Here is a 25,874-nt window from a genome sequence, read left to right on the forward strand (position 1 = left end):
TATAAAAACTTCATTTTGATTAAAATAACAACACATTTATTTTTGGACAAATAATATAATAATAGAGGATATTTTTATTTATATATTAATATATCGAAGTGGAAGTTTACTTAAGTTAAATATAAAAAGACCACAATAAATGTGGTCTTTTTTAATGTAAGAAAGGTTAGGCTTTTGTCCAACCTTTACGAATAGGATAAGCAAAACAGAGCTGATAAAGCTGTTGTACCCATTTTTGGAGTATATCGCCGCCTTTAGACCAAAAGATCTGGCTTAAACCACAAGACAGTAGTGCAACGATAAATGCGCCTACCATATCGATTGGCCAATGCACACCAAGGTAAATACGAGCCCAAGCAATCGCTAGTCCTAAACCCAGCATAATATAACCAATACGTTTACTGTTATGCCAAAACAGATAAGCTAAGGCAATGGTAAAAACAAATGTACCGTGGTTGCTAGGGAATGAAGGTGTTGCATCATGGTCAAGGAAGTTATGGCCAATATTAGCGGCAAACGGGCGTTCATGAGGGGCGATTGCACCAATCAGCCAAGAAATAGAGAGCGCAATACCCAAAGATACAGCTGCTTTACATGCTAATGTTCTTTGCTGGCTAAGATATTTTTCATTACCCCATAGCCAATAGAACGCTAAAGAGAGCGGAAAAAGATAGACAAGATACTTAGCAATAATAACCGCCATGCCAATTTCGAAAGGTGATGCTGCAGGTGTTGCATTCATCATTGAAAATACGGCTAAATTAAGTTGTTCCAGCAAAGTAAGCTCCATACATGTCGTGCTGATAAGCGATGTTTATGATACATAATACGCAAGTTTTCAAGGGTAAATGAGGGAGTAATAGGGGTAAAGTGTTTTTTTCTTATTTAATTGTGCTTTTTTTAAAAGATTTGTCAGTTTTAGCTCAAATTGACCAAAAACACGCTTAAAAAGAGTATTACGCTTACTGTATTGCTCTCACATTGCTCTTTTTCTTATCTTCAATGAGGAATAAATAAATGTGGCTCCAAAAAAATATTGTACTTAATGCCAAGCCAAGAGGGTTTCATTTAATTACACAAACATTGATCCAAGAATTACCCGAACTAAGACAATACAAAATCGGAATTGCTCACTTTTTTATTCAACATACTTCAGCTTCATTGACGATAAATGAAAATGCCGACCCGACAGTACGAAGTGACTTTGAAAGCTTCTTTAATCAAAGTGTAAAAGAGAATGAAGATTACTATCTTCACACTTATGAAGGTAGTGATGATATGCCAGCCCATATAAAAAGTAGCTTACTTGGGCAAAGCGTCACTATTCCTATTAGCCAAGGTGAACTTAATTTAGGAACTTGGCAGGGGATTTATCTTGGGGAGCACCGTGAGCGTGGTGGGCGTCGTCGTATTATAGTGACATTGCAAGGTGAGTGTTATTAGATTGCAGGCAATAAAAAACCCGACAGTTATTTCACCAAAGGGGTTGAAACTATCGGGCTCCTCAATATTTTGGGACATCAAAGAAAAGCAGTGGCACTAATTCAGACTCCGGGTTAGACAGAAAGTTCGCTGACTAATGAAAAAAAATAGAATTATTTTTTGGAAAGAGGGGATTATAAAGAGATAATGAATGAAATAAAAAAGGAAAAGCGCTAAAACATATTGAATATTAAGCTGTTTTAGCGCTTTTTTAATTAGTTGTAGATGCCTAAATTTTCTTTAGCATATGCTTCAAAATCTGTGCAACCACCAATGTGTTTCTCATCAATGAAAATTTGTGGCACAGTTTCAACTTCTTTACCGACGGTTTTAGATAAATCAGCTTTTGTAATTCCTTCAGCTTGGATATCTACATAGCGGAAATCAAAATCGTCACGTTTTTCAGCCAGAGTTTCAGCCAGTTGTTTAGCACGTACACAATATGGGCAACCCGGACGACCAAAAATAACAACAAACATACGACACTCCTTATTGAGGAAATAAAATTCAGGCATAATAGTCTTTATTGTTTGATACTATGCCCTTTTATTAGACTAAACAAAAACAGTTATTGCCTTTTAGTGTAATAAATTATACCAATTTGCCGAATAATGAGATAGGACTGCGATACAGCATTTAGCGGAGAAAATATGGAAAAGCCTTCTAAACGGGATATGAAATCACTGTCTGATATGCCAAAACCCATCATAATCATAGAGATCGTGGGGATTATTTTATTAGTAGTTGCTTACTTATATATCAATCAATATATCACCTCTCCGCAGTGGTTAGGCACCTACACAGGGCAATTAACTCTGATTGTTCTAGGGGTTATCTGTATGATCCCACCTTCTATTCATATTGTATGGCGGGCGATTTATCGTTTAACGTTTTTAGGTATTGATAACAATCTTGCGAATAATAAAAAGAAAAAAGAGAATAACAAAGAATAGCGTACTGTTTTTTCTCAACAAAGCATGAAAGACTAAGAAAACCCAATTTGTAAATTGGCTTAATTTTCTTAGTTTTTCTATTTATTAGTGCCTTCAAGATAGAAAAAGTGGCAAAATAGCCTCAATGCCAAAAGGCACTCTTTTCTTTAGCGCGTAAAGGTTATTTGAATGAACGCTGTTGTTACCCCCGATCTGGATCAGCTAAAATCTTGGCTTGATGAACTACAGATTGCTTATTATGAATGTGACTCTTGTCAGGCGTTACATTTACCACATCTTCAATATATCAGCGGCATATTTGACGCTAAAATTGATATTCTTGAAGATGTGCTTGTATTTACCGCTATCGCTGAATTAAAACCCTCAGCAATAGTGCCTTTAATGGCCAATCTTAGCCAAATTAATGCAAGTTCATTGTTTATTAAAACATTTTTAGAAATTAGTGATGAAAACTTACCTAAATTAGTATTCTGCCAATCATTCCCTGTTGCTGCGGGGATCTCACTGAATCAGTTTGATCTGTTCTTACAAAAAGCAGAAGAACAATCGGCTGAAGTTGTCAGTGAAATTTTTAATAATGGTTTCTTGTATGGTGAAAAACAAGAAAGCGAAAATGAAGAAGATGAAGAAGAAGTTGAAATAAGTAGTTCATCAACGGACTCCTCCTATACTGTACATTAATATTAATCTCCATAACGGTCTCAAAATCTTATGCAATGCGCACGATTTAGTGCGGGTGATTGTCATTCTTGTGAATGGCTTTCTCTTGCTTATTCTGAACAAATCAAGAAAAAACAGCACAGCTTATTAGCATTACTACCTGAAAATTATGCTTTTGATAAATTAGCGCCCGTTGAAAGCCGACAAGCGCAATTTCGTAACAAAGCTAAAATGGTAGTTAGTGGCAGTGTTGAAAAACCAGTATTAGGCCTAAAAACACGAGAGGGTGTGGCCGTCGATTTATGTGAATGCCCTCTTTATCCTGACTCATTTATACCTATATTCCCGATTTTAAAAACATTTATAGCGAGAGCAGGGTTAGTACCTTACGATATTGAGCGTCGTCGTGGCGAACTTAAGTTTATTTTATTAACCGAAAGCAGAAGCAATGGCTCGATGATGTTGCGTTTTGTTTTGCGTTCAGAAAAAAAATTAGAACAACTTTATAAAGCACTTCCGTGGTTACAAGAACAATTGCCTCAATTAGCTGTTATCTCTGTGAATATTCAACCTATTCATATGGCTATTCTTGAAGGTGAAAAAGAGATTATTCTGACTGAAAAAACATTTTTAGATGAATCTTTTAATCAAATTCCATTACATATTCGCCCTAGAGGTTTTTTTCAAACTAATCCAGAGGTCGCTTCATCACTTTATGCAACGGCAGGTTGTTGGGTAAGAGAATTAAATATCTCACATTTGTGGGATATGTTTTGTGGATCAGGGGGTTTTGGATTGCATTGCGCAGATAAATCAACCCAATTGACAGGAATTGAGATTAGTCCTGAAGCAATAGAATGTGCGCGTTTATCTGCTCATGAATTAGGATTAGAGCATGTTGAGTTTCAAGCCTTAGATTCAACAGGATATGCATTAGCTAAAGAGTCAGTACCTGAATTAGTGCTTGTTAATCCGCCCAGACGGGGGATCGGTGAGGCACTGTGTGGCTATTTAAATAAAATGAAACCGCGCTTTATTCTGTACTCTAGTTGCAATGCTCAAACCATGGCAAAAGATATCCAGCAACTTTCTCATTATCGTATTGATAGAGTGCAGTTGTTTGATATGTTTCCTCATACTGCTCACTATGAAGTGCTTACATTATTGGTATTACAAGACAGTTAAGATATTCATTACAAAATAGGTAATGGGTGTTAGTATAAATAAGTATTTAACGCTCGATGGATAACATCGGGCGTTTTCTTTTTTGATTAGATAGGCATTCTATTTTATGCAGAATTTAAAAGCGTTGTTATTAGTGATGGTGCTATTAGGGCCATTAGGGATCGATCTCTATTTACCGACCATACCTGCTATTGCTCAAGACTTAGAAAGTAGTGAATCCCTTATTCAATCGACTATCGCTTTATTTATTTTAGTGCTGGGGATAGGGCAACTTATATCAGGGCCTTTGGTGGATAAGTTTGGTCGTAAACCTATCGCTATTGTTGGGATCTTTATCTATATTGTAGGTTCTATCATTGCTACGATCTCAACAGACTCAACACTTTTTATTATTTCGCGATTATTACAAGCGTCTGCGGTGTGTTGTACTTCCGTTGTGGCTTTTACCTGTGTTCGTGACTGCTTTAATGGTAATGATGCTGCTCGTGTTTTCGGCTTTTTAAATGGTACTTTAAATATTATTCCCGCACTCGCACCCTTATTAGGTGGATTATTGGCTGAATATTGGGGGTGGCGCGCACCTTTTGGATTTTTAATTTTCTATTCAGTATTTGTGCTAGTTTTGATCACTCGCTTCTTACCTGAAACTAAGCCTGAAAATACAACTCAATCAAAACAGAAATTAAGTAAAACATACCTTGAGATTTTGTGCAGTAAACGTTTTTTAACTTTTGCCCTAGTGAATGCAGGCACAATGGGAATGGCATTAACTTATGTTTCATTTGCCCCTATTGTTTTGATGAATGATGCGAAACTATCACCGCTGATTTTTTCCATTGTTTTTGGTGTAAATGGTTTTTGGATAATGTTTGTTAGTTTTTATGTAAACCGTGTGATCCACCGTGTTGGAAGACCAATTTGTTTGATCTTAGGAGGCGGATTAATGGGATTAGGCTGTGTGAGCTTGTTATTAAGCTTAATGTTTATTCCTGCTGGAATACAAAACCATTGGCTGATTTATATGCTCCCTGTAGCAAGTGCTTGTGCCGGATTAGCCTTTATTATGGGGCCTGCGACAAGTTATGCACTTGAGCCATATTCGCAAACGGCAGGTATTGCCTCTGCTTTAGTTGGTTTTATTCAAATGGCAGGCGGTGCTGCTTTTGGTTTAACGGCACTGGCATCACCAGTACAACCTAAATTAGCGTTAGCCGTTGTCATGTTAATTGGGAGCTTGTTGGCATGGAATGCATATCGAGTAAGCCATAAAGAAGCATCAATAGAAAAGCTGGCGACACAAGAATAGAGCCATTATTTGCTATTATTTATTCAGCAATAAAAAATACCCCAGAGTGAAAAAATTCTGGGGTATTTTTTTATCGGTAGCTTGGTTTACGTATTTTTAATTACGATGTTCAAACTCTAAGGCTTTTTTCTCAATCAATCTCATTAGAAGAGTCAGTATTCCGTTGATGCCTAAATAAATAATACCTGCAGCAACAAAGACCATCACATCATAACTTTGACCAAATACTTGCCGGCTATAACCAGTTAATTCAAGCAAAGTGATCGTACTGGCGAGTGAGGTACTTTTAAATATTAATACAACTTCGTTTGAATAGGATGAAAGCGCACGTTTAAATGCATAAGGCAATATTACTCTTGCCGTTTGCACTGGTGACATACCTAATGCTTGGCAAGATTGCCATTGTCCTGAAGGAATAGCTCTTACTGCACCATAGAAAAGTAAGGTTGAATAAGCGGCACTATTTAATGCTAATGTGACCATGGCACAAAACCAAGGTGTTGATAATAAATCCCAAATCATAGGGAATTTTTGCAACACAGGAAATTGTCCAGGGCCATAATAGATTAAGAAAAACTGTACTAATAACGGTGTACCGGTAAATAAGGTGATATATGCTTTTACAATTTGAGTAATAACAGGCGTTTTTAATGCCAAAATAAAGGTCATTAAAACTGAAAGTGTAAATGCTACCAATAAAGCCACTAATGTTAATGACAAGCTGGTTGGTAATCCCGGTAAAATATCAACAATATAATCCCACATTATGAGGCACTCCGTTCAAATCGAGTTGTTCTCATTTCTAACCATTTCAGGATATATTGACTGACTAGCGTAATGGCTAAATAAATCAGTGCAACAATACTATACCAAGTAAAAGGTTCTTGGGTTCTATTAGCTATACTTTGTGTTTGTAACATTAAATCATTAACACTGATTAATGAGACTAAAGCCGTATCTTTTAATAAAACTAACCACTGATTACCTAAACCGGGTAAAGCATGACGCCACATTTGAGGCATAATAAAGCGGAAGAAAATAGTAATACGACCCATACCTAATGCTTGGCCGGCTTCCCATTGTCCTGTTGGTACCGCTTTTAAGGCGCCACGTAATGTTTGTGAGGCATAAGAAGCATAAAGAAGTGAAAGGGCGATAACACCACAATAGAAAGGTAGAGATTCAGTATCACCAAAATCTATTTGTAAGGTGAAAGAACCTAATTCAATGCCATCCATTAAGATCATGACACCTTGTAAGGTGCCATAATAGACAAAAAGAACCACCAGCATTTCTGGTAGTCCTCTGATTAGTGTTACCCAGCATGTTCCTAAGAAAGCAAAGGCTTTCCATCTCGCGGATTCCCATGCTGTAAACAACATGGCGAGAACTAATCCGATGATAAGAGCAGAAATAGCAAGTGAGACCGTAGTAACGGCCGCACCTGCTAGAGTTGTTATTTCATTCATTTATTAAGCTATTATTGTTATTCAAACCATTTTTTATAAATGACATCATAAGTGCCATCAGCTTTTACTTCAGCTAATGCTTTGTTCAATTTATCTTGTAAATCAGCATTGCCTTTTCTTACTGCGATCGCAAGGCCTGTACCAAAATAGTTAGGATCTGCAACTTTATCGCCTACAATACCTAATTCAGGATTTTTTTTCAGCCATTCATTTACAACTGCAGTGTCACCAAAGATAGCTTCAATACGACCATTTTTAAGATCTAATACTGCATTTTGGTAACTGTCATAAGGAACAGTTTTCATTTCTTTGTGTTGCTCATTGATGAATTTCTGATGGGTTGTCCCATTCTGAACACCAATTTGTTTGCCTTTTAAGCTAGCAACATCAGAGATTTTACCTGTTACTGTAATAAATACAGCGGAGTTATCATAGTAAGAATCCGTGAAATCAACTTGTTTTTGACGCTCAGGCGTAATATCAATACCCGCCATTAATGCTTCAAAACGACGGAATTTCAGACTAGGAATTAAGCTATCAAAAGACTGATTGGTAAAGGTACAATCTGCATTAATTTTTGCACACATTGCATTAGCGAGATCAACATCAAATCCTACAATTTGGTTATTGGCATCAATCATTTCAAAGGGCGGATATGTTGCTTCAGTGGCAAAACGGATTGTCTCTTTCTCAGCCGCAGTTGCAGAAAGTGTAATACTGGTCAGAAGTGCTGCAAATAATATTTTTTTCATTGTCTGATCCCGATTTAGTGTGACAAGTAATTAGCAAAAGCTTCCGTTTGTGGAGCTGCGAAACGATAGTTATCACCTTGCTCTATAATACGGCCGTTTTCCATATATACAACTTTGCTCGCGGCTTTGCGTGCAATTTCAACTTCATGGGTCACAATCACTTGTGTAATACCCGTTTCAGAAAGCTCTTTAATAATATCAACAACTTGAGCTGTAATTTCAGGATCTAATGCCGCTGTCGGTTCATCAAATAAGAGAACTTGAGGCTCCATCATTAATGCTCTTGCAATGGCAACACGTTGTTGCTGTCCACCCGATAAATGTAGTGGGAAGCGTCCTGCATAATCACTTAAACGTAAACGCTCAAGTAACTTCATCGCTTTTTCTTTAGCCTGTGGTTTTGATAAACCTAATACACGACAAGGTGCTTCAATTAAATTATCAATAACTGTCAAATGTGGCCATAAATTATATTGTTGAAATACCATGCCTACATTTTGGCGTAATGAACGAATTGCCTTTGCGTTAGGCTGTTGGCTAAAGTCAAAATGTAGACCCGCAATTTCTAATTCACCTGAACGTGGCATTTCTAATAAATTAAGAACTCTCATTAGTGAGCTCTTACCTGCACCGCTTGGCCCTAATAGAACCATTGTTTCACCAGCAGAGCATTCCAGATTAATATCATAGAGTGCTTGGTGCGAACCGTAGAAACAATTTATGTTTTTTAATTGAATACTCATGCGTTTTTTCTGAATAGTCATTAACTGGTTCAAATAATAAAACGGTAAGAATAATTATGCAACTAAAACTGCATAATAAAGTGGTTTTTTTACGTAAAAATGGGTAATAAAGCTATTTCTTTTCACTGTTAGGTGAATTTTTATCCAGCTTGTAAGCGTTAGTACTTATCGTTTTAGCCATACCTTTGAAAATAAATAAGTGTGCAGGCATCATCGCAAACCAATAAAGTAATCCACTAAAACCGGCAGGATGCCACCAAGCACGAACATCGATTGAACGAAGGTTGCCACTATCATGGATAGTAAAAGAAAGACGACCTAAACCGGGTGCTTTCATCCCAAATAATAAGGTAAGTTGTTTTTCTGGCTCGAGTTTGATCACTCGCCAGCCATCAATCATATCACCAAGCTCTAATGTGTCTCTGGGCGGTCGGCCATAAGTCACTTTATTTCCGACCATATCATCCATGATGGCGCGGGTTTTCCATAGCGCGTTACCATAAAAGTAGCCTTGTTCACCGCCAATCTGTTGTACTGTATGCCAAAGAGATGCAGCACTAGCGGGTGTTGAGACAGTACAACCTGCATTTTTAGGGTAATAACCATAACCCGGTTTCCAGCGATTACGAACCGCTGGAGAATATCCCCAATCCTGATTATCTAAAGCTGCTTCTTCATCAGCCAATGTTTCTTTTACTGCATCATCAAATTTAATTAGGGATTGAGGAATAAGTTCGCGTAAAGGAGCATCATTGGCTGGAAGATCATGTTTTAACCCTTGAATAAGCTCTTTAGCAATGGAAGTTGGTACGGACGTTATCATACTGATAAAGCCCGCAGAAATAAGACTTCCCGGCATAGGTAAGGGGATCAAGACACGCTTTTTACCTGAAATTTTAATAAAGCGCTCAAAAAGAGTTTGATAGCTAATATATTCGGGACCACCAGCATCAAAAATACGATGTTGATGTGTGGGATGATGGATAATTTCTGTTAAATAGTGAATTAAGTTTTTTAAGGCAATAGGGGAAGATTTTGAACGAACCCAGCGCGGGGGCGTAAGAATAGGGAGGTTATAAACCATATCACGCATAATTTCAAAGGCGGCAGAGCCAGGGCCGACAATCATTGAGGTACGAATTTCAGTCACAGGGATCGCGCTTGTTCTTAATACCTCCCCTGTGAGTTTTCGGGCAATGAGATGGGGGGAATATTGCTGATCTTCATGTTGTAAGGCACTTAAAAAGATAATTTGTTTAACTTCTGTACCTTCTAATGCGTCCACAACATTAATTGCCGCTTTACGTTCCTGTTCAACTAAATTATGTGCATCGCCCATGCTATGAACAAGGTAGTACACGATATCAGTATCATGCATGACTTTGTTTAAAGTTTCTGGATTGTGCAAGTCCACAAAAATACAGCGTGTATTTTCCCAACCTTGAGACATCATCCAGTCAACTCTGCGCGCTCCCGCAGTGACTTGATGACCTTGTTTTATCAGAGCTGGAATAAGATTTTGACCAATATGACCACTTGCACCAAGTACTAATACACGCTGTTGATTCATTGTTAATCCACTGTAAAAAGAGAACGTTATTGTTCTATTGTTACTGATTTTTCTATGAAGTAAAGAAAGCCATTAATATTGGGGTGATTAAACTTAACACAAATCCGTGCACAATGGCCGCAGGCACAATGGCAACACCACCACTTCTTTGTAAAACAGGTAACGTAAAGTCCATGGAAGTTGAACCACAAATCCCTAATGCCGTATTTCTATAACGATTAACAATGATAGGTATAAGCATAATTGCCGCTAATTCACGCATTAAATCATTGAAAAACGCAGTACTACCAATAACAGGGCCAAATGCATCGGTAAGTACAATCCCAGATAAAGAGTACCAACCATATCCAGATGCAATGGCTAATCCCATTTTCATGGGTAATCCTAGTAAATAAGCAGCTAAAGCACCACCTGCAAGTGCACTTACCCCCATGACGACAGCAACGGTTGTTCCTCGGCGGTTAATTAAAATTTGTTTTGGGCTCATTCCGCTATTACGCAATTGTAATCCGACTAACCACAGCAAGAAGATAAGCGCACCTTGGCTGGCATGAGATGCATAATGAAAAATTGACCAGCCTGTTAAGCCAACAAAAAAACCGACAACAACAACACCGCATAATTGTAACGATTCAAGAACCATTTTTATGCGTGATGGTGGCTTAGATTGCTTATGTGCAGGGACATGCCAAGGATCTTTTTTATCCAATAGCCATAAAAATAGTAAATTTGCACCAAAGGTACATAAAAAGAAAACGCTGGCATAAGCAAGAATAGAGACTAAATTTTCACCAATATTATCTAGCATGGCTAAACTGACGCCCATTAGAAATAGGATAACGTAAACCATCGCACTAAGTAGGCGATTTGCCAGATGAAGTAATGGGCGATTGTTTAACTTAATCAAATACCCTACAAAAAGTGGAAGTAGGATAATCAATAACCCTGATAACATTTCTATTCCTTACTGAGTGCACTCAAATTATAAAATAAACTAATAACGTGACTTGTATTATAACATTTACTTATGTTGTTGTGGATACAGAAGCTGAGATAAATTTAAAATTTTTATTGAAGCCATGAGCCTAACATGTTTATCGATAAGTGGCTTTAATTGTTTGAAAAGTGAACGATTTGGGTATATATCGAATAGTTGAGTAAATTTTATTACGACACTCTTTAACTGTGATTTAATGAAAATATTCATTAAGTGAAATTATTGGCAGATTAAGCATAAAATTAAGATAGGAAGAATAAAAAACATAGCTTAGTCGTAACTAACGAGGGGATTTATGTATTTAGAAAGAGTGGAAATAGTTGGATTCCGTGGCCTTAATCGTCTTTCATTACCTCTTGATATGAATACAGTTTTAGTGGGTGAAAATGCGTGGGGTAAAAGCTCATTACTTGATGCGTTAACACTCAGCTTGGGTATTGAAACCTATCAATATGCATTTACACCTGATGATTTCCATCGTCTGCCGAATGAGTCGGAAGAAAATAGTAAAAAAAGCCTACAAATTATTCTGACATTTACTGAATCACGCCCTGGGCGACATCGTTCTTATCGTTTCCATAAAATAGCACCTGCATGGGTTGCAAATGGTGATGAACTAAAACATATCTATTACCGTATCAGTGCAGAATTAGATGAACAAAAGAATGTAAAAACATTCCGCTATTTTCTTGATAAAGAAGGAAAGCAAATTCGCTTACCTAATGGGCAAACTCAAGAAATCATTGCAGAGATTGTTAGACTTTATCCTGTTCTTCGCTTGCAAGATGCGCGTTTTGTTCGTGATCTTACCTCTGACGTTATCGATCCTCATAAGGATCCTCATCGAGAAGCGTTTAATAATAAAATGAGTGAGTTAACCAAGGCATTAGTCAAAAATCCAGACGAGTTGTCAGATGAGGATTTACGAGAAGGGCTAGATGCCATGCAACAGCTATTAGGGCACTATTTTGCCGATCATGGTTCGTTGTTGTTTAAATCACATGCTCGTCATCGCAAAGTCAATGAGCCTCATGTGCGTGGCTGGCATGCGTTAGAAAATATTAATAAGGTGTTGGCAAAACCAAATCAACGAAGTATTCGATTAATTATCTTAGGCATGTTCTCCTCTATATTACAGTCTCGAGGTAGCGTTGCATTAGATCCTTATGCAAGGCCTATTGTCATTGTAGAAAACCCTGAAACACGTTTGCATCCTATTATGCTTTCAGTGGCTTGGGGATTACTTAATCTTTTTTCACTACAACGGATAACAACGACTAATTCAGGTGAGTTACTGTCATTAGCACCATTAGAAAGTGTGTGTCGTTTAGTACGTGATACTGACAAAGTAGCTGCTTATCGCGTTGGTAATCAACAATTACATTCAGATGAAGAACGACGCATTTCATTTCATATTCGTTATAACAGGCCGTCTGCACTTTTTGCTCGTTGCTGGCTATTAGTTGAAGGTGAAACGGAAATTTGGCTAATGAACGAGCTGGCAAGACAATGTAATTATTTTTTTGAAGCCGAAGGAATAAAAGTTATTGAATTTGCGCAATGTGGACTTAAGCCATTATTAAAGTATGCAACATATATGGGAATAGAATGGCATACCTTAGTGGATGGTGATGAAGCGGGTAAGAAATATGCCGCAACAGTTAAAGATTTTGCATCAAAAAGCAATGATGCTGAGCGTGATAGATTAACAAAACTTCCCGCCTTAGATATGGAACATTTCTTATATAAAGAAGGCTTTCGTAATGTGTATCATGATGTTGCAGGTGTGCCTGATAATGAAAAATGGCCAACCCGACGTGTGATTATTAAAGCTATCCAACGCTCATCAAAACCTGATCTCGCACTAACGGTAGCTAACAATGCTGCTCAACGAGGAGTAGACTCCATCCCCTCCATACTGAAAAGTATGTTTTCTCGTGTTGCATGGCTTGCTAGAGGCAAAGCAAATTAGGCCGTTATAGCAAGAAAGATAAACGCACGAGATCAATGTTGATTCTATTTAGCGATGAAGGTGAATATCATCGCTAAAGTTTTTTATGGCTGATTAAATTGTTATGTTTAGGAAGGATATTGTATGGCTTTTTTACCTTTAAAAAAGCGCGGGAGAGTGCTCACCCTTATTTTAATTGCGTTTGCTATTATCGCCTATTTTTTTTGGCCGAAAGAAAATGTACCGTCATATCAAACACAAATCATTACGAGAGGTGATCTGTCAAAAGAAGTGACAGCAACAGGTAAACTTGATGCCGTGCGTAAAGTTGATGTGGGCGCGCAAGTCAGTGGCCAATTACAAACTTTGTTTGTGAAAGAGGGCGATGCGGTTAAAAAAGGTGATTTATTAGCGATTATTGATCCAAAAAAAGCGCAAAATGAAGTCACTGAATCGCAGGAAACTAACAATGAGCTTAGAGCAAATCTTCAACAAGCACAGGCCGAATTACGTTTAGCGCAACTTACATATCAACGTCAGTTAAAGTTGATTGGTACACATGCAATTGCACAAGATGAGCTTGATCGTACTAAAACGGATGTTGATGTTAAAAAAGCGCGCATTATTACCTATGAAGCGCAAATTAAAAAGAATCAAGCGACCTTAGATACAGCGAAAACTAACCTTCAATATACACGTATCACAGCTCCTATGGATGGTATAGTGACGTTTATTAAAACCCTAGAAGGTCAAACCGTCATTGCGGCGCAAGAAGCACCAACGATTTTAACTTTAGCCGATTTAGATACGATGTTGGTAAAGGCGGAAGTATCTGAAGCAGATGTTATTTATTTAAAACCTGATCTTAATGCTTCTTTTACAGTGTTAGGTGCGCCTGATAAAGCCTTTAGTGGCAAGTTAAAAGATATTCTGCCAACGCCTGAAAAAATTAATGACGCTATTTTCTACTATGCCCGTTTTGAAGTGCCTAATGAACAACATTTACTACGTTTACAAATGACCGCGCAAGTTAAAATACTTATCGAAAATAAGAAAGATGTACTCCTCATACCACTTTCTGTTTTAGGCGATGATGCTGGTATTAATGAATATTACGTTGATGTTTTAGTTAATGGTCAGCCAGAAAAACGCACGGTAAAAATAGGTATGCGTACTGATGTTTATGCTGAAGTTCTCAGCGGATTAAAAGAGAACGATGAGGTTATTCTGGGTGAAACTTCAGGAGATGCATAATGCCGGCATTATTAGAACTCAATGAGGTTAGTCGCGCATATAGCAATGGTGAAGAAGAAACTGTTGTTCTCAATAAAGTCTCATTAACGATTAATGCGGGTGAAATGGTCGCTATTATGGGGGCATCCGGCTCTGGTAAATCGACCTTAATGAATATCTTAGGATGTTTGGATAAACCAAGTAGTGGTAAATATAAAGTTGCAGGTCAAAGTGTTGCACAAATGGAAGGTGATCAACTTGCAGCATTACGTCGTGAACACTTTGGATTTATTTTTCAACGCTATCATTTAATGGCGCACTTAAGTGCAGAGCAGAATGTTGAAATTCCAGCCATTTATGCAGATAAAAATGCCACTCAACGTAAAGAAAGAGCACGTGAATTATTAACTCGTTTAGGATTAGGTGAGCGAGTTGATTATCGACCTAATCAGCTTTCTGGCGGTCAGCAACAACGTGTAAGTATTGCGAGAGCGTTGATGAATGGAGGCGAGGTCATTCTTGCTGATGAGCCTACTGGCGCATTAGATAGTCATTCTGGTAAAGAAGTAATGGCTATTTTGAAGCAATTAAATGAACAAGGACATACAGTTATTATCGTAACGCATGATCCTTTAATTGCAGAACAAGCTGAACGAATTATCGAAATAAAAGACGGTAAGATTATTAGTGATAACCGTCATCAAACAACGATACATAAAGTTAAAAAAGAAACGACAACGGTTTTAACTTCCTCCTATTTTGGCCAAATTGTAGGGCGCTTTACTCAAGCACTAGAAATGGCTTGGCGTGCCATGGTTGTTAATAAAGTACGCACATTATTGACAATGCTCGGCATTATTATAGGGATCGCTTCTGTCGTAACGATTATTGTCATTGGCGATGCTGCAAAAAGTATGGTGCTTTCTGATATAAAAGCCATTGGTTCGAATACTATTGATATTTATCCAGGGAAAGATTTTGGTAGTGATTCCCCTGAAGACAGGCAATCATTAACACTACAAGATGTCTTCGCTTTAAAGCAGCAATCTTATGTGCAAGCGGTCACACCACAAGTGCAATTTAGCACGCGATTACGCCGTGGAAACCAAGACTCTCCAGCCTCTGTTGCAGGTGTGAGTGAAGATTATTTTATTGTATATGCTATGAAGTTTTCACAAGGCCGCTCATTTACTCAAGATATGATCCAGCGACAAGCGCAGGTTGTTGTGATTGACGAAAATACTCGCCATCGATTTTTCCCGGTTAAGAAAGATGTGATTGGTGAGCAAATTATTATTCGCAATATTCCTTCTACGATTGTTGGGGTTATTGCAGATAAAAAATCAGCTTTTGGTAATGGGCAGTCATTACGTGTTTGGGTGCCTTATAGTACGTTAAATAGTCGTATTTTAAATCGCTCATATCTTGATAGCATTACGGTAAGAGCAATAGAAGGTTATGATGCCAGTGTAGCAGAGCAACAAATGATCCGTTTGCTCACGATCAGACATGGTAAAAAAGATATTTTTACTTATAACCTTGATAGTTTTATTAAAGCGGCTGAGAGCACTACGCAAACAATGCAATTATTTCTTACACTTGTTGCCGTTATTTCATTAGTAGTTGGTGGTATTGGTGTTATGAATATTATGCTAGTTTCTGTGACTGAAAGAACGCGAGAAATTGGTATTAGAATGGCGGTTGGTGCGAGAGCAAGTGATGTGATGCAACAGTTTCTCATTGAGTCTGTGCTGGTTTGTTTAGTTGGGGGTGTGTTAGGAATTGCTCTTTCGTTTAGTATCGCGATGATTGCAAGCGTAATGTTACCGGATTGGCATTTTGTCTTCCAACCTATTGCATTAATCAGTGCTTTTATTTGTTCAACTGCTATTGGGGTTATTTTCGGATTTTTACCTGCAAGAAGTGCCGCAAAAATGAATCCTATTGATGCATTAGCAAGAGAATAATTCAAACAATAAGATAAAAGCCCTTAAGTATATAAAGGGCTTTTATTTGAATGAATTAGGTATCATTCTTGACTGAAAATACCCGGCTTCATTGGGCAAAATGTATTATCAGGTTTATCTATACTGTGCGTATCTTCTATTCAATGATAGGAATGATAAGGTCAGCATGGTCACCTTTAGGCCCTTTTATCGTGCTATAATTAACTTTCTGCCCCGCTTTAAGTGTGCGGTAGCCTTCCATTCTAATTGTTGAATAGTGGGCAAAAATATCCTCGCCACCTTTTTCTGGGGTAATAAAACCAAAGCCCTTAGCATTATTGAACCACTTTACTGTACCTGTCTCCATACTTAGCTTCTCTCATATACTTGTATTTATTTGTTTAACATCACTTTCAGTATATTTACTGAGCTGTTCATAAAACATACTCTATTTTATTGTTTCAGTCGTCAAGAGGTGGAAGGGACAGAAAGTGTTCCGATAAGGCGAAATTTTGATGTAGCTAACGCTTTGTTATTTTTTAGATGTAAAAAGAGGGAATAAAAAAGCGTTGATAGGCAGACTTTCCTGTGAGATGGTAAACTAAATGTCATAATTGAAAGTGACGTTTAACAAAACTATGAGTAATACAAAACAATGGGTCAGTTTGATTTTTTAACAGAAACCACGTTAAGGGATGATGTTCATCAGGTAAATGAGCCACCAGCAATGTATAAGGTGATCTTGAATAATGATGATTACACCCCTATGGATTTTGTTGTAGAAGTGCTTACGATGTATTTTTTTCTCAGTGAGGAAAAAGCAACACAAATTATGCTGGACGTTCATCATAAAGGAAAAGGAGTTTGTGGGGTTTATAGTGCGGATATTGCTGAAACAAAAGTGGCACAAGTTAATCTGTATGCAAGAGAAAACGAATACCCACTTTTATGTACTCTTGAACAAGCATGATCCGGTTAGTCTTTTAAGGAGGAGGTGCTTATGCTTAATCACGAATTAGAGCTGAGTCTTAATGTTGCATTCGCGAAAGCCCGTGATAACAGACACGAATTTATGACTGTAGAGCACCTGTTGTTGGCGCTATTAAGTAATAAATCGGCACGCGAAGCATTGGAAGCTTGTAAAGTCGATCTGGCAGTCTTACGCGAAGAACTTGAAGTTTTTATTCGTAAAACAACCCCTATTTTGCCTGAAAATGTAGACAGAGAAACACAGCCAACGCTGAGTTTTCAGCGTGTCTTACAGCGTGCTGTTTTTCATGTTCAATCATCAGGTAAAAATGAAGTCTCTGGCGCTAATGTGCTGGTGGCTATTTTTAGTGAACAAGAATCTCACGCAGCTTACTTATTACGTAAGCATGACGTTAGTCGCCTTGATGTCGTGAATTTTATTTCTCATGGTATTTCAAAAGAAGATCAACAAAACGAAGATCTTTCTGACATGAATGATATGAACGCGCAATCTCAGCAAGAGATACCTCAAGGTGACGATCATATGGATAATTTTACAACTAACCTTAATCAGTTAGCGCGGCAAGGTAAAATAGATCCTCTGATTGGGCGTCAAGCTGAATTAGAACGAACCATTCAAGTATTATGTCGTCGTCGCAAAAATAATCCGCTATTAGTGGGGGAATCAGGCGTCGGTAAAACCGCAATTGCAGAAGGGCTTGCATGGCGTATTGAGCAAAATGATGTTCCTGACGTTATGAAAGGCTACACCATTTACTCATTAGATATTGGCTCGCTATTAGCGGGAACTAAATATCGTGGCGATTTCGAAAAACGCTTTAAAGCGTTACTGAAAACCCTTGAAAAAGATGAGAAAAGCATCTTATTTATTGATGAGATCCACACTATTATTGGTGCAGGAGCCGCATCAGGTGGGCAGGTAGACGCGGCAAACTTAATTAAACCACTGTTATCAGGTGGGCGAATTCGAGTTATAGGCTCTACGACTTATCAAGAATTTAGTAATATTTTTGAAAAAGACAGAGCGCTTGCGCGTCGTTTCCAAAAAATTGATGTAACAGAACCTTCACCTGATGAAACTGTTTTAATCATCAAAGGATTGCGTCAGAAATATGAAGCGCACCACGATGTACGTTATACCAATAAAGCGATTCAGGCTGCGGTGGATTTATCTGTTAAATACATTACAGATAGACATCTACCAGATAAAGCCATTGATGTTATTGATGAAGCGGGTGCAAAAACACGTTTAATTGCGCCGAGTAAACGCAAAAAAACGATCAATGTTTCTGATATTGAATCTGTAGTTGCTAAAATCGCGCGTATCCCTGAGAAAACAGTTTCTAGTAGCGATAAATCGATACTGAAAAATCTCGATAACCAATTAAAAATGTTGGTATTTGGTCAAGATCCTGCAATTCATGCATTATCTGAAGCCATTAAAATGAGTCGAGCAGGCTTAGGCCAAGATAACAAACCAGTAGGTTCATTCTTATTTGCTGGCCCAACTGGGGTAGGTAAAACAGAAGTTACTGTGCAATTAGCGAAAGCGTTGAATGTTAAATTACTGCGCTTTGATATGTCTGAATATATGGAACGACATACTGTTAGCCGTTTAATTGGTGCGCCTCCTGGCTATGTTGGTTTTGATCAAGGCGGATTATTAACCGATGCAGTAATCAAAAACCCTTATTCTGTTGTGTTGCTTGATGAAATTGAAAAAGCACATCCCGATGTGTTCAATATTCTTCTACAAGTCATGGATAATGGTACATTAACAGACAACAATGGCCGCAAAGCAGATTTCCGTAATGTTATTTTAGTAATGACAACTAATGCGGGTGTGCGTGAAACGCATCGTAAGTCGATTGGATTTACAGAGCAAGACAATAGCACCGATGCTATGGCGGAAATTAAAAAAGCGTTCTCACCTGAATTCCGTAACCGTTTAGATAACATTATTTGGTTTAATGCATTATCACCTGAAATTATCTCTATGGTAGTGGATAAATTTATTGTCGAGCTACAAGTACAACTAGATGATAAAGGGGTATCGTTAGAAGTTAGTCAAGAAGCACGTCAATGGTTGTGTGATAAAGGCTATGATAAAGCGATGGGCGCAAGACCTATGGCGCGTGTAATCCAAGAAAATCTGAAAAAACCATTAGCTAACGAGATTTTATTTGGCTCTCTTGTTAATGGCGGTTCAGTTTCTGTCACATTAGATAAACTAGCAGGTAAGTTAAACTACGAGTTTGTCAGTCAAGAAAAGCTAGCTAAGAACGAAGATACCGTTATCTAAGAATAGCGGTTAACTTACTAAGCCATAAACGCATACACCACAGGTGAGCATCAATAAATGCCTTGCCTGTGGTGTTTTTTTCACCCGTTATATAACAATAACGGGAGAGAACAGATTGGGATCAACGGCTACGGAAGATGATACGGCCTTTGCTCAGGTCATATGGGGTCAGCTCAACGGTAACCTTGTCGCCTGTCAGGATACGAATATAGTTTTTACGCATTTTTCCTGAGATATGAGCGGTAACGACGTGTCCGTTTTCTAATTCTACGCGGAACATCGTGTTTGGCAGAGTATCCAGTACAGTGCCTTGCATTTCAATGTTGTCTTCTTTGGCCATCTAATCCTCTAAGTTTTAATAACCATATTTTTTAAACGGCAAGATAATGCCGAAAATATTGTCCTATGTAAAGGAATGTTATCGGATAGCAATGGTGTTCACCTTGCTATTGCACTTAACATCCTTACCGTGACTTGCGTTTTACTAAGCTAAAGCAAAAGTAATAACAGAAGTCGTAATTCTTTATTTTGTGGTATTTATAACAATAAAATAGCAACACACCTTAACCACATAATTGGTGTGTAAGATAAAATTTTTGTATAAACCTTTTTGTATAAATAACAGAATGGCATTCTCAATTCTGTCTTAAATAAGAAGGGCTTTACAAAAACAAGCAGTGATTATAATTCCAACGATTGCTGATACCAACACTTTTTATCAATAATCACTTTTTTCCAGCGAGATAATGCATCTAAATAATGGTCACGCGAGATCTCACTGGCGCCTAACGAGGCAGTATGAGAGTTTAGCACCTGACAATCAAATAGTTGACCCCCATAACGAAGAAAATGGTTATAAAAAGCAATAAAGGCACATTTAGAAGCGTTATCTCTGCGACTAAACATCGATTCACCACAAAAAACCGCACCAATATTGACTCCATATAAGCCACCTACGAGTTCATCGCCTTCCCATACTTCAACAGAATGTGCTTCACCTTGATGATACAGCGCTTCATAACCTTCTTTAATATCAGGGCCTATCCATGTACCTTCATCACGAATAGAACAGGCCTCTATCACTGAAGCAAAGGCGTGATTTAACGTTATTTTATACGGATGATGACGAATAAATTTACGTAAACTACGCCCAATATGTAAATCACCAGCAGGCAAGACAGCTCTTGGATCAGGTGACCACCATAATGGTTCTTCGTAGGGGAAGTACCAAGGAAAGATCCCTGATTGATATGCAACACGTAATCGAGAAGAGGAGATTTCTCCTCCTATCGCTAATAATCCATTAGGCTCTTTTAATGCTAAATGAGGCTCTGGAAAATCCAAATCACTATCGTCTAATTGAAACAACGGCATATTATGCCTCGTGAGCCGGAGTTAATAGTGCCTGTCTCTGGTGAAATTTAGCATAATGTCCTTGTTGTTTTAACAACGAAGCATGAGTGCCTGTTTCAACGATTTTTCCGCCATCCATAACGCAAATTTTATCCATTTTATCTAAACCGTGAAGTCGGTGAGTGATCATTAATACAGCTTTACCCTGACAATGTTGGTGTAAGAGAGCAAGGATCTGCTGTTCTGTGTCGGCGTCAAGGCCCTCTGTTGGCTCATCAAGCAATACAAGAGGTGCATTGTGGAGTAGGGCTCTTGCCAGTCCTAAACGTCGCTGTTCGCCACCTGAGAGCTGTCTACCACCATCACCCATCCATGCGTTTAAGCCTTCATCATTTTCCAAAAGGTGTCCAAGGCCAACTTGTTGAAGTGCATAGATTAGCTCTTCATCCGTAGCCTCTTCTTTTGCCATAATTAAGTTTTCTCTTAGGGTATGACTAAAGACATGAACACGTTGAGGAACAACAGACATCATTGAACGCAAAGTCGCTTCATCATAATTGGCAATAGATGAATTATTTAAGCGGATCGTGCCGTGAGTTGGATCAAAAGCACGGTTGATTAATTGTAAGAGTGTTGATTTACCACAACCTGTTTTTCCTAACAATGCAATATGTTGCCCTGCTTCAATAGTTAAATCTACATGATTAATAACTTGCATCGGCTGAGCTGGATAAGTAAAGCACACATTATGTAGGGTAAGTGAAGCACTCTTTTTTCTTTCTTCTCCTTTTTCAGGGAAAGTGACATCTGGTTTTTGCTCAATTAAATGAGAAATACGTGTTGCAGATGTCATGACTTGCCCCAAATGTTGGAAAGCAACCGTAACAGGGGCTAAAGACTCAAATGCTGCCAATGCACAGAATGTGAATAAAGCAATTAGAGCTTCAGGCATAAAGCTATGCTCTATTCCATCTGCTGCTAGCCATAAAATTAAGGTTGCAGTCAGCCCTGAGGCGAGGATCATCAATGATTGCGATAATCCTGTTAAGTTTGCTTGTTGTGCTTGTCGGTGTAACCACTTGGCTTCAAGTTGGGCTAAATTTGCTCTAAAACGAGGTAACGCACCAAAAACAGTTAGTTCTGCTTGCCCTTGTAACATGCTAGTTAGCACAGTGCGATATTGCCCACGTAAATCAGTCAGATCTCGGCCGATAGGCTTACCCGCATAATAGAACACAAAAGGTAAAACAATCAGCAAGGTGAGCATAATGCCACCTAATGTATTGGCTAAGCGAGCATCAATTAACCCAAGGCCAAACATAATCATCATAATGACGACAAAAGCGGCAATAATAGGTGATATAACACGAATGTAGAGGTGATCTAATGTTTCAACATCAGCCACTAAGCGGTTAAGTAGCTCACCTTGACGAAAACGTGCAATTCCACCGGGAGAAAGAGGTAAGATCTTTTCAAAGGTGAATACCCGTAAGTGTGATAACACGCGAAATGTTGCATCATGACTAACGAGTCTTTCAAAATAACGACCCGCAGTACGAAATATCGCTGCACCACGAACACCTGCCGCAGGTAGCATATAGTTAAAGCTATAAATCCCCGCAAAACCGGCTAGAGAAGTACCTGCTAAAAACCAACCTGATAGTGTTAAAAGGCCAATACTCGCCAATAAAGTTAAGATAGCAAGAATAATACCTAGCAATAACATAAACCAATGGCGACGATAGAGTGCGAGAAAAGGAAGCAATACTTTCATAATTAAAGTTCCTCTTTACGATGAGCAAGAAGACGAGCAAAAGCCCCTTGTTGCTGGCTTAATGATGCATAAGTGCCCGTTTCAATAATTTGACCTTTTTCCATTACCCAAATCTGATCATAACCTAATGTTTCTTCCAATAAATGGGTAACAAGCAACGTAGTTTGATTTAATGATGCATTATTGAGTGCATGCATCACACGTTGTTCGCTATGAGAATCAAGGCTTGCCGCTGGTTCATCTAGTAATAATAATTGGCAAGGAGATAATAGAGCACGGGCTACGGCAATTCGTTGTGCTTGACCAACAGAAAGACGTGCAGCACTATCGCCAATGACTGTATTTAACCCATCAGGTAAATCGTTAATAAAATCGCTGACATAGGCGTTTTCAATAGCCAGATTAATTTGTTCTGAACTGGCATTTGGAGCGCTTAAACGTACATTATCAAGTAAAGTTTGTTCAGGTAAATTTGGATTTTGTCCCACCCAACTTAAACATTGACGCCATGCTTCAGGTGAAAGCTGAGTTAATTCAATACCATTAACTTTTAATGAACCGTGATAAGGTAAGAAACCTAAAAGAGCATTTAATAATGAGCTTTTTCCTGCACCACTTTGGCCTACAATCGCAATACGTTGTTGAGGATTAATTGTAAAACTTAATGGGCCAGCCAATTTTACGCCTTGATGCGATAAAATCTCTAGTTTATGTGCCGTTATTTCAATACTTTCGTTTGTATTGATACGCTCATTACCTGCTAATTGAGGTTTTTCACCATCAGTCTCTAAAAACTCAACCAGAGACTCCGCTGCGCCCACTGCTTGCGCTTTTGCATGATAATAAGTGCCTAAATCTCGTAAAGGTTGAAAAAATTCAGGAGCAAGGATCAGCGCTAAGAAACCTGAAAAGAGGGTAACACCCAAACCATAACTACCAAAATTAAGTTCACCTAAATAAGAAAAACCGAAATAAACAGCAACAACAGCAATAGAAACAGCTGTAAAAAACTCCAATACACCAGAAGAAAGGAAAGCCATTCTTAGCACTTCCATCGTACGTTTACGGAAGTCTTCTGTTGCTTCTGTAATTTGTTTGACTTCAGCATTACCACGATTAAATAGCCGTAATGTGTCTAGTCCTCTTAATCTATCGAGGAAATTACCACTTAAACGGCCTAACGCGAGAAAGTTTCTACGGTTTGCATCAGCCGCACCTAAGCCAACCAAAGCCATAAATAGCGGAATAAGCGGAGCAGTAAAGAATAAAATTAACCCCGCAACCCAGTTAACAGGAAATAGGGTGATAAGGATAAGAATAGGAACAATAGCGGAAAGATACATCTGTGGAAGATAACGAGCATAATAATCTTGCATATCTTCAATTTGTTCTAAGATAATCGTTGCCCAGCTTCCTGCTGGTTTGCCTTTAACCCAAACAGGACCTAATTCTTCAAGTCTATCAAGGACAATTTTACGAATTTGTTGCCTAACAGCCATACCACAGCGATAACCAACACGCTCCCGTATTGCCATTACTGCTGCACGTAAGATAAAAATACCAATAAGGGTGAGAAAGGTAGGTATATGCGTATCACGGTTAATACTGTCCATGATAAATGCTTGAAGTAAAACAGCTAATAACCATGCTTGAGCAATAATTAATAAACCGCTTACAACACCTAGAATCATTGATAGCCGTAGCCATCGACGGGCTGGAGCACTTTGCTGTTTCAGCCATCGAACCAATTCATTTTGTTTAGTTTTATCCATAAGAAAAGATTCAAATCTGCAGGTGAGATACAAAGTATCAGAAAGGCCAAGGTAAGTAGTTATACTCTTTGGCAACCAGGTTAGTATGTTACATGGTAAAAGGCGCTACTGAAATAGCGCCTTGAAAGGAAGTGATGATTTTAGTTGGATTTTTGTGCGTCTAAGTAACGTTCTGCATCTAAAGCGGCCATACAACCTGTTCCCGCAGAGGTAATTGCTTGACGATAAATGTGATCCATTACGTCACCTGCTGCAAAAACACCCTCAATTGAGGTTTGAGTTGCATTACCTTGTGTGCCTGATTGTACCTTGATGTAACCGTTATCTAATTCCAATTGTCCATCAAAAATAGCGGTATTTGGGCTATGCCCAATGGCAATAAATACACCCATTACATCCAATTCTTCGGTTTTATCGCTCTTAGTATCTTTTAAACGAACTTTGGTCACTCCCATATCGTCGCCAAGAACTTCGTCTAAAGTACGATCAGTATGCAAAATAATATTGCCACTGTTTACTTTGTCCATTAAACGATTAATTAAGATTTTTTCAGAACGGAATGAATCACGGCGGTGTATCAGGTGAACTTCGGATGCAATATTGGCTAAATACAGTGCTTCTTCTACTGCAGTATTACCGCCACCAACGACAGCGACTTTTTGGTTACGATAGAAAAAACCGTCGCAGGTTGCACAAGCAGAGACACCTCGGCCTTTAAAAGATTCTTCTGAAGGTAAGCCGATATAACGTGCAGAAGCACCTGTAGCGATAATTAATGCGTCACAAGTGTATTCTTGTTCATCACCAAATAGACGGAAAGGACGGTTTTTCAGATCGACTTTATTAATATGGTCAGAGATAATCTCTGTATTAAATTTTTCAGCGTGCTGAAACATGCGATCCATTAAACCAGGGCCTGTTAAACCTTCTGGGTCGCCGGGCCAGTTTTCGACTTCTGTTGTTGTTGTCAGCTGACCGCCTTTTTCAACACCCGTAATCAGTACTGGTTCTAAGTTTGCTCTTGCAGCATAAACGGCAGCGGTATAACCCGCAGGGCCTGAACCTAAAATAATAAGTTTGCTATGTTTGATGGTGCTCATGTGTACCTCATCTCTGATTAGGCGTGATGCGAATTGGGGGATTGTAGGAGAAATAAGACGTTAAAAAAAGCCAATGACGAGAAATAGACATAATATTTTAGCTATTTTAGCAATAGTTAATACTAATATAGTTTAATAATTATAGAGTTATATTGGGCTAACATCATCGAATCAACATGAAACATTTTGCTTTACAATTGATGACTATCTTGCGTATATAGAGAATAACATAGCGCCTTGTTCTGATTTTTACTCATTTGCTTTGACAATCCGCTGTACATTTGCGAAAACATGATTGTTAAAGATAATTATCTTCGGATGTTATAGGTACAATTT

The 25,874-nt window shown here is 38.3% G+C and carries 24 protein-coding genes; 10 read left to right on the forward strand and 14 right to left on the reverse strand.

The window, feature by feature from the left end:
* Window positions 1-166: 166 nt before the first annotated feature.
* Window positions 167-778: an undecaprenyl-diphosphate phosphatase gene (gene ybjG, locus GTH24_RS05945; protein ID WP_072069702.1), complete on the reverse strand. Its 612-nt coding sequence runs from the start codon at window positions 776-778 to the stop codon at window positions 167-169.
* A gap of 239 nt (window positions 779-1,017) precedes the next feature.
* Between ybjG and GTH24_RS05950 the strand changes: the two genes are divergently transcribed.
* Window positions 1,018-1,443, forward strand: a complete 426-nt coding sequence (locus GTH24_RS05950; protein ID WP_072069701.1) for a secondary thiamine-phosphate synthase enzyme YjbQ — start codon at window positions 1,018-1,020, stop codon at window positions 1,441-1,443.
* A 254-nt stretch (window positions 1,444-1,697) separates the two neighbouring features.
* Here the strand turns inward: GTH24_RS05950 and GTH24_RS05955 are convergent, their stop codons facing one another.
* Window positions 1,698-1,961, reverse strand: a complete 264-nt coding sequence (locus tag GTH24_RS05955) for a GrxA family glutaredoxin (protein ID WP_036938187.1) — start codon at window positions 1,959-1,961, stop codon at window positions 1,698-1,700.
* A gap of 171 nt (window positions 1,962-2,132) precedes the next feature.
* Between GTH24_RS05955 and GTH24_RS05960 the strand changes: the two genes are divergently transcribed.
* From GTH24_RS05960 to GTH24_RS05975, 4 genes are all read left to right on the forward strand, one after another.
* Window positions 2,133-2,435, forward strand: a complete 303-nt coding sequence (locus GTH24_RS05960) for a YbjC family protein (RefSeq protein WP_072069700.1) — start codon at window positions 2,133-2,135, stop codon at window positions 2,433-2,435.
* A gap of 168 nt (window positions 2,436-2,603) precedes the next feature.
* Entirely contained in the window at window positions 2,604-3,116 is a 513-nt protein-coding gene (locus GTH24_RS05965; protein WP_072069699.1) for a YbjN domain-containing protein, read from the forward strand.
* A 30-nt stretch (window positions 3,117-3,146) separates the two neighbouring features.
* Window positions 3,147-4,280 (forward strand): 23S rRNA (uracil(747)-C(5))-methyltransferase RlmC, encoded by a 1,134-nt coding sequence (gene rlmC, locus GTH24_RS05970; RefSeq protein WP_164526066.1) that lies wholly within the window; start codon window positions 3,147-3,149, stop codon window positions 4,278-4,280.
* A 106-nt stretch (window positions 4,281-4,386) separates the two neighbouring features.
* Window positions 4,387-5,586, forward strand: a complete 1,200-nt coding sequence (locus GTH24_RS05975) for a multidrug effflux MFS transporter (protein ID WP_072069698.1) — start codon at window positions 4,387-4,389, stop codon at window positions 5,584-5,586.
* Window positions 5,587-5,682: 96 nt separating this feature from the next.
* Here GTH24_RS05975 and artM read toward each other — a convergent pair whose 3' ends face one another.
* The 6 genes from artM to GTH24_RS06005 all read right to left on the reverse strand — a co-directional run bounded on the left by artM (window position 5,683) and on the right by GTH24_RS06005 (window position 11,075).
* Window positions 5,683-6,351, reverse strand: coding sequence for an arginine ABC transporter permease ArtM (gene artM, locus GTH24_RS05980; RefSeq protein ID WP_072069697.1), 669 nt, complete (start codon window positions 6,349-6,351; stop codon window positions 5,683-5,685).
* Window positions 6,351-7,055 carry an arginine ABC transporter permease ArtQ gene (gene artQ / locus GTH24_RS05985; RefSeq protein WP_072069696.1) on the reverse strand — a complete coding sequence of 235 codons (705 nt, stop codon included), beginning with the start codon at window positions 7,053-7,055 and terminating at the stop codon, window positions 6,351-6,353. The genes artM and artQ overlap by 1 nt, the downstream gene beginning before the upstream one ends.
* A gap of 17 nt (window positions 7,056-7,072) precedes the next feature.
* Window positions 7,073-7,807: an arginine ABC transporter substrate-binding protein gene (gene artJ, locus GTH24_RS05990; protein WP_023581291.1), complete on the reverse strand. Its 735-nt coding sequence runs from the start codon at window positions 7,805-7,807 to the stop codon at window positions 7,073-7,075.
* Between the two features lie 14 nt (window positions 7,808-7,821).
* The gene (gene artP / locus GTH24_RS05995; RefSeq protein WP_164526067.1) at window positions 7,822-8,550 is read right to left on the reverse strand and encodes an arginine ABC transporter ATP-binding protein ArtP; all 729 of its coding nucleotides are present in this window, start codon (window positions 8,548-8,550) and stop codon (window positions 7,822-7,824) included.
* A 112-nt stretch (window positions 8,551-8,662) separates the two neighbouring features.
* A complete protein-coding gene (locus tag GTH24_RS06000; RefSeq protein ID WP_164526068.1) occupies window positions 8,663-10,120 on the reverse strand; it encodes a DUF2867 domain-containing protein in 1,458 nt (485 codons plus the stop codon).
* Between the two features lie 52 nt (window positions 10,121-10,172).
* The gene (locus GTH24_RS06005) at window positions 10,173-11,075 is read right to left on the reverse strand and encodes a lysine exporter LysO family protein (protein ID WP_072062825.1); all 903 of its coding nucleotides are present in this window, start codon (window positions 11,073-11,075) and stop codon (window positions 10,173-10,175) included.
* Window positions 11,076-11,412: 337 nt separating this feature from the next.
* On the opposite strand from GTH24_RS06005, the gene GTH24_RS06010 reads away from it, so the two are divergent.
* From GTH24_RS06010 to macB, 3 genes are all read left to right on the forward strand, one after another.
* A complete protein-coding gene (locus GTH24_RS06010) occupies window positions 11,413-13,089 on the forward strand; it encodes a DUF2813 domain-containing protein (protein ID WP_072069694.1) in 1,677 nt (558 codons plus the stop codon).
* Window positions 13,090-13,212: 123 nt separating this feature from the next.
* The gene (gene macA / locus GTH24_RS06015) at window positions 13,213-14,322 is read left to right on the forward strand and encodes a macrolide transporter subunit MacA (RefSeq protein WP_164526069.1); all 1,110 of its coding nucleotides are present in this window, start codon (window positions 13,213-13,215) and stop codon (window positions 14,320-14,322) included.
* On the forward strand, window positions 14,322-16,268 hold the full coding sequence (macB, locus tag GTH24_RS06020; RefSeq protein ID WP_072069692.1) for a macrolide ABC transporter ATP-binding protein/permease MacB: 1,947 nt from the start codon (window positions 14,322-14,324) through the stop codon (window positions 16,266-16,268). Before macA ends, macB begins: the two co-directional genes overlap by 1 nt.
* Before the next feature lie 136 nt (window positions 16,269-16,404).
* On the opposite strand, the gene cspD is transcribed toward macB, so the two are convergent.
* Window positions 16,405-16,614 (reverse strand): cold shock domain-containing protein CspD, encoded by a 210-nt coding sequence (gene cspD, locus GTH24_RS06025; RefSeq protein ID WP_072062820.1) that lies wholly within the window; start codon window positions 16,612-16,614, stop codon window positions 16,405-16,407.
* A gap of 288 nt (window positions 16,615-16,902) precedes the next feature.
* On the opposite strand from cspD, the gene clpS reads away from it, so the two are divergent.
* Both clpS and clpA read left to right on the forward strand, forming a co-directional pair.
* A complete protein-coding gene (gene clpS, locus GTH24_RS06030; protein WP_036938154.1) occupies window positions 16,903-17,217 on the forward strand; it encodes an ATP-dependent Clp protease adapter ClpS in 315 nt (104 codons plus the stop codon).
* 30 nt (window positions 17,218-17,247) lie between these two features.
* Window positions 17,248-19,539 (forward strand): ATP-dependent Clp protease ATP-binding subunit ClpA, encoded by a 2,292-nt coding sequence (gene clpA / locus GTH24_RS06035; RefSeq protein WP_072069691.1) that lies wholly within the window; start codon window positions 17,248-17,250, stop codon window positions 19,537-19,539.
* A 121-nt stretch (window positions 19,540-19,660) separates the two neighbouring features.
* Here clpA and infA read toward each other — a convergent pair whose 3' ends face one another.
* The 5 genes from infA to trxB all read right to left on the reverse strand — a co-directional run bounded on the left by infA (window position 19,661) and on the right by trxB (window position 25,538).
* The gene (gene infA, locus GTH24_RS06040) at window positions 19,661-19,879 is read right to left on the reverse strand and encodes a translation initiation factor IF-1 (protein WP_004244560.1); all 219 of its coding nucleotides are present in this window, start codon (window positions 19,877-19,879) and stop codon (window positions 19,661-19,663) included.
* Window positions 19,880-20,220: 341 nt separating this feature from the next.
* The gene (gene aat, locus GTH24_RS06045) at window positions 20,221-20,913 is read right to left on the reverse strand and encodes a leucyl/phenylalanyl-tRNA--protein transferase (RefSeq protein WP_072069690.1); all 693 of its coding nucleotides are present in this window, start codon (window positions 20,911-20,913) and stop codon (window positions 20,221-20,223) included.
* A gap of 1 nt (window position 20,914) precedes the next feature.
* Window positions 20,915-22,666, reverse strand: a complete 1,752-nt coding sequence (gene cydC / locus GTH24_RS06050) for a heme ABC transporter ATP-binding protein/permease CydC (RefSeq protein WP_164526070.1) — start codon at window positions 22,664-22,666, stop codon at window positions 20,915-20,917.
* A 2-nt stretch (window positions 22,667-22,668) separates the two neighbouring features.
* Window positions 22,669-24,438 carry a heme ABC transporter permease/ATP-binding protein CydD gene (gene cydD / locus GTH24_RS06055; RefSeq protein ID WP_164526071.1) on the reverse strand — a complete coding sequence of 590 codons (1,770 nt, stop codon included), beginning with the start codon at window positions 24,436-24,438 and terminating at the stop codon, window positions 22,669-22,671.
* Between the two features lie 140 nt (window positions 24,439-24,578).
* Entirely contained in the window at window positions 24,579-25,538 is a 960-nt protein-coding gene (gene trxB / locus GTH24_RS06060) for a thioredoxin-disulfide reductase (RefSeq protein ID WP_036938142.1), read from the reverse strand.
* Window positions 25,539-25,874 lie beyond the last annotated feature (336 nt).

The sequence above is a fragment of the Proteus vulgaris genome (genome assembly GCF_011045815.1).
GTDB lineage: Bacteria > Pseudomonadota > Gammaproteobacteria > Enterobacterales > Enterobacteriaceae > Proteus > Proteus vulgaris_B.

Coding starts and splice junctions, on each gene's coding strand:
- GTH24_RS05950 (WP_072069701.1), top strand. CDS start 1,018: ATGTGGCTCCAAAAAAATATTGTACTTAATGCCAAGCCAAGAGGGTTT.
- GTH24_RS05955 (WP_036938187.1), bottom strand. CDS start 1,961: ATGTTTGTTGTTATTTTTGGTCGTCCGGGTTGCCCATATTGTGTACGT.
- GTH24_RS05960 (WP_072069700.1), top strand. CDS start 2,133: ATGGAAAAGCCTTCTAAACGGGATATGAAATCACTGTCTGATATGCCA.
- GTH24_RS05965 (WP_072069699.1), top strand. CDS start 2,604: ATGAACGCTGTTGTTACCCCCGATCTGGATCAGCTAAAATCTTGGCTT.
- rlmC (WP_164526066.1), top strand. CDS start 3,147: ATGCAATGCGCACGATTTAGTGCGGGTGATTGTCATTCTTGTGAATGG.
- GTH24_RS05975 (WP_072069698.1), top strand. CDS start 4,387: ATGCAGAATTTAAAAGCGTTGTTATTAGTGATGGTGCTATTAGGGCCA.
- artM (WP_072069697.1), bottom strand. CDS start 6,351: ATGTGGGATTATATTGTTGATATTTTACCGGGATTACCAACCAGCTTG.
- artQ (WP_072069696.1), bottom strand. CDS start 7,055: ATGAATGAAATAACAACTCTAGCAGGTGCGGCCGTTACTACGGTCTCA.
- artJ (WP_023581291.1), bottom strand. CDS start 7,807: ATGAAAAAAATATTATTTGCAGCACTTCTGACCAGTATTACACTTTCT.
- artP (WP_164526067.1), bottom strand. CDS start 8,550: ATGAGTATTCAATTAAAAAACATAAATTGTTTCTACGGTTCGCACCAA.
- GTH24_RS06000 (WP_164526068.1), bottom strand. CDS start 10,120: ATGAATCAACAGCGTGTATTAGTACTTGGTGCAAGTGGTCATATTGGT.
- GTH24_RS06005 (WP_072062825.1), bottom strand. CDS start 11,075: ATGTTATCAGGGTTATTGATTATCCTACTTCCACTTTTTGTAGGGTAT.
- GTH24_RS06010 (WP_072069694.1), top strand. CDS start 11,413: ATGTATTTAGAAAGAGTGGAAATAGTTGGATTCCGTGGCCTTAATCGT.
- macA (WP_164526069.1), top strand. CDS start 13,213: ATGGCTTTTTTACCTTTAAAAAAGCGCGGGAGAGTGCTCACCCTTATT.
- macB (WP_072069692.1), top strand. CDS start 14,322: ATGCCGGCATTATTAGAACTCAATGAGGTTAGTCGCGCATATAGCAAT.
- cspD (WP_072062820.1), bottom strand. CDS start 16,614: ATGGAGACAGGTACAGTAAAGTGGTTCAATAATGCTAAGGGCTTTGGT.
- clpS (WP_036938154.1), top strand. CDS start 16,903: ATGGGTCAGTTTGATTTTTTAACAGAAACCACGTTAAGGGATGATGTT.
- clpA (WP_072069691.1), top strand. CDS start 17,248: ATGCTTAATCACGAATTAGAGCTGAGTCTTAATGTTGCATTCGCGAAA.
- infA (WP_004244560.1), bottom strand. CDS start 19,879: ATGGCCAAAGAAGACAACATTGAAATGCAAGGCACTGTACTGGATACT.
- aat (WP_072069690.1), bottom strand. CDS start 20,913: ATGCCGTTGTTTCAATTAGACGATAGTGATTTGGATTTTCCAGAGCCT.
- cydC (WP_164526070.1), bottom strand. CDS start 22,666: ATGAAAGTATTGCTTCCTTTTCTCGCACTCTATCGTCGCCATTGGTTT.
- cydD (WP_164526071.1), bottom strand. CDS start 24,438: ATGGATAAAACTAAACAAAATGAATTGGTTCGATGGCTGAAACAGCAA.
- trxB (WP_036938142.1), bottom strand. CDS start 25,538: ATGAGCACCATCAAACATAGCAAACTTATTATTTTAGGTTCAGGCCCT.